The following is a 3,694-nucleotide window of genomic DNA, read 5'->3' on the forward strand; positions in this document are numbered from 1 at the left end:
TACTGCCGTGCGCGCTCGCCGGGCTCGCCGTGGCGCCCGTCCACGCGCGGAAGCTGGACCTTCTCGCGCTCGGCGAGCGCGCACGGCAGTACGGCGAGCACCTTCGGCCAGGTCGCCTGCGCCAGCGAACCGAGCTGCCAGAAGGTGATCTGCGTGATCTGCGCGCTGTCCGCGAAGAAGACGAAGAGCCCGATCAGCGCCCCGGCGAACGCGTTGACCGCGATGCCGGTGAGGATCAGCGTGACCACCTCCGTACGGCCGCCCGAGCGGGACAGCGCGTACACCAGCAGGACCGTCGCCAGTCCGGCGGCGAACGCGCAGACCGTCACCGTCCAGTTGCCGAGGAAGCTCAGTCCCAGGGCGATCGACGCCACCGCGCCGACCGCCGCGCCCGACGAGATCCCGATGACTCCCGGTTCGGCGAGCGGATTGCCGAACACGCCCTGCGCCAGCGCGCCCGCGCAGCCGAGCGAGGAGCCGACGAGCAGCGCGAGGGCGACCCGGGGCAGCCGGACGTTCCACAGCACGCTCTCGCCCACCCGGTCGAGGGCGGCGCCGCCGAGCCCGGTGCGGTGGAGGACGGAGGAGAGGACATCGCCGAGAGGGATGTCGTACGCGCCGATCCCGGCGGAGAGCAGACAGAACAGGACCAGCGCGGCGAGCAGCCCGGCGGTCAGCAGGGTGGTGCTCCCGGGCCGTCGCCTCCGGCCGCCGCCCGCGGTGCCGCCGCCGGCGCCGGCCGGGACCGGGACCGGGGCTCCCGGCACATGCGGGGCGCGCGGGGCGTCGGAACCCTCCGGCGGCGGCCTCCGCGCGACCGGTGTCGTCGCCATCTCAACTCCCGTTCGCGTAGAGCTGTTCGACGATCGACTTCAGCACCTCGTCCGTGCGCGGACCGTAGTTCAGCAGCACTCCGTCCTCGATCGAGACGATCCTGCGGTCCATCCCGGCGGGTGTCTGCGCGACCCCTGGGATCCTCACCAGACCGTCCGGTCCGCCCACGGATTCCAGGCCCTTGGTCATCACCAGGATCGCGTCGGGCGCCGCCTTCGCCAGTGCCTCGCCCGTGATCGCGGTGAAGTCCTTCCGCAGTCCCGACTCCTTGCCCGCGTCGACCGCGCCGGCCGCCTCCAGCAGCGAACTCGCTCCGGAGTCGGCGCCGCCGAGCAGATGGACGGAGGCCGAGCCGCGCAGATAGAGGAACGCGACGCGCGGCTTCCGTCCGCCCTCGCGCGCAGGAATGTCCTTCCGCACGGCCGCGATCCGCGCGTCCGTACGCTTCCTCAGCTCCGCGCCCGCCGACCCGACGCCCAGCGCGCCGGCCACCGCGTCGATCCGGGCGCCGACATCGGCGAGGCTCTTGGCCGGCGCGACGACCACGAGCGGAATGCCCGCGTCCCGTATCTGGCCGATGGCCTCGGCCGGGCCGGTGGTGGTGTCGGCGATGACGACGGTCGGCTTGAGCGACAGCACGCCCTCGGCCGAGACATCGTGTGCACGCGTCACCACCGGCAGTTTCGCCGCCTGTTCGAAGGTGGCGGTGATGTCGCGTGCCACCACGCGTCTCCCGAGGCCGAGGGTGAAGACGATCTCGCTCAGCGAACCGGTCAGCGGCACGATCCGGTCCGCCGAGGCGACCGTCACCTCGCGGCCGTCCGCCGAGTCCACCGTGACGGGCAGTCGTGGCGCCGGTATGCCCGCCAGGGGCTGGACCCGGTCGGCCGTCCTGGTACCGCCGTCGCCGTCACCACGGGCGGCGGCACCGTCCTCGCCGCCACCGCAGTCGGTGGCACTCGCGGCCAGGGCGAGGGCGAGCGCGGAGAGGAGCGCACTCGTCAGGCGTGATCTGCGCACGGAGTGCACCGTCCTGTTCGTTGTCCTGTTCGTTCTTTTTGTCGTGCCACGGCTGTGGTTCTGCGATGTTTTGCCGTGGTTTCCGCCGGTCGAAGGGTTCCGGTCCGAGCTGGATGTAGCTTAGGTTAGCCTTACCTCGCTTGCCAGATCCCGGGACATCTGTATCCCGGTCCTTTCACCAGGGGGAGTCACCCGATGCTGTCCTTCAGACCGGTGCGCGCGTTCGCCGCCGCGCTGCTGCTGGCGCTGCCGGTGGCCCTGCTGCCCGCCGCCGGCGCCCAGGCGGCGGACCGTACGGTGCGGGGCGGCAGGCTCGACTGGGGGATCAAGTCCTCGTTCCTCAGCTACATCACCGGGCCGATCGCACAGGGCGGTTGGGCACTCACCGGCGGCGCGGCGACGGTGGGCAGCGGGTTCCGCTTCCACTCGGCCACCGGCTCGTACGACCCGGACACCGGGGCGTTCCGGGCGGGCTTCTCCGGCGGGGTCCGGTTCACCGGCCATCAGAAGGCCGACGGCACGTATGAACTCGATCTCACGGTCGGCCGGCCCACCGTACGGATCTCCGGTGGCGCCGGCACGCTCTACGCCGATGTGACGAGCAGGGCGAGGGGCTCCGGCAAGCTCACCACGGCCGCGCGGGTCCCGCTCGCCTCGCTCGATCTCTCCGGGATCACCATGGCGGGCGGCGGCGGCCCGGTCGCCCTCCACAACGTCCCGGCGACGCTCACCCCACAGGGCGCCACCGCCTTCGCGGGCTACTACACGGCGGGAACGCCTCTCGATCCGGTCAGCCTCTCCGTGGACGTCGCGGCGGCGAAGAAGCCCGTGAGCCCGTCCACGAGCGGGCCCGCGGGCGAGCCGACGCGGAAAGGGCGGGAGGAGCCCGGGAAGGGGCGGGCGACGGGAGGGTTCAGGACCGCGGCCGTCGACTGGGGCGTACGCCGTACCTACCGCGAGTACGTCACCGGCCCTGTCGCCAGGGGGAATTGGACCCTGAGCGACGGTGCCCAGGACGGCGGCGCGCTCTTCCGCTTCCCGCGCGGTACGGGCTCGTACGACGCCGGGAAGGGCATCCTCGTCGCGGACTTCGCGGGCACCGTCCGCTTCACCGGCACCGGACTCGACCTGACCCTGACGGGGGTCGCCGTCCGGGTGAAGGACGGCAGGGGCACGCTCCTGGCCGATGTCACCGACGCGGCCGAGGGCAGCCCGCCCCGGAAGGCCGTGCCTCTGATCACCTTCCCGGCCGAGGACCTCACTCCGAGGAACGGCCTCGCCTCGCTCACCGAGGTGCCCGCCACGCTGACGGCACCGGGCGCCGAGACCTTCGGCTCCCTCTACCGGGCGGGCACGGCGATGGACCCGGTCTCGCTCGCCGTCGCCGTGGACGAGAAGGCGCGGTTGCCCGCCCTGCCGGATCTGGGCAGCGGGGCCTCGGCCGCCGCGGAGCCGACGGCGTCCGCCACCACGGCCCCGAGCCCCACCGGGCCCGCCGCCCAGGCCGCGTCCTCGTCATCCGCCGGGGCCGGGACGTACACGGCGATCGGCGCGGGCGCGCTCCTCGCCGCGGGCCTCGCGGTACTCGCCGTCCTCGCGGTCCGCAGGCGCGGAGGCTCCGCCGCGTCGGACGAGAGCTGACCTCCCCCACACGCGACGCACGCACCACGCACCTCACGTCACACAACGCGTCACACGTCACACATCACGCATCGCCCAACGCACCCCACAACGCGCGGAGTCCGGGCATTCGTACCCCACACACCACTTCACCGCACCACACCATCGAGGAGACCACCGACCATGGCAGCCATACGCCGACCCAGCACACTCGCCGCCG

Annotated in this window: 3 protein-coding genes; 1 reads left to right on the forward strand and 2 read right to left on the reverse strand. The window is 72.9% G+C overall.

Annotated elements, in window-relative coordinates; all coding sequences use genetic code 11:
• A partial coding sequence (locus BFF77_RS24220) for a FecCD family ABC transporter permease (RefSeq protein WP_245703680.1) occupies positions 1-833 on the reverse strand: 833 nt, incomplete at its 3' end.
• 1 nt (position 834) lies between these two features.
• Entirely contained in the window at positions 835-1,854 is a 1,020-nt protein-coding gene (locus tag BFF77_RS24225; protein WP_245703681.1) for a heme/hemin ABC transporter substrate-binding protein, read from the reverse strand.
• Between the two features lie 195 nt (positions 1,855-2,049).
• Here BFF77_RS24225 and BFF77_RS24230 point away from each other — a divergent pair, with 195 nt between their 5' ends.
• Positions 2,050-3,495, forward strand: a complete 1,446-nt coding sequence (locus BFF77_RS24230) for an HtaA domain-containing protein (RefSeq protein WP_066953383.1) — start codon at positions 2,050-2,052, stop codon at positions 3,493-3,495.
• The last annotated feature ends 199 nt before the right edge of the window (positions 3,496-3,694 follow it).

Origin of the sequence: Streptomyces lushanensis, assembly GCF_001700515.1 — a bacterium.
In the GTDB taxonomy this organism is placed as follows: Bacteria; Actinomycetota; Actinomycetes; order Streptomycetales; family Streptomycetaceae; genus Streptomyces; species Streptomyces lushanensis.

Bases quoted from the DNA above. Each gene is read 5' to 3' on its own strand.
- BFF77_RS24230 (WP_066953383.1), top strand. From the start codon at position 2,050: ATGCTGTCCTTCAGACCGGTGCGCGCGTTCGCCGCCGCGCTGCTGCTG.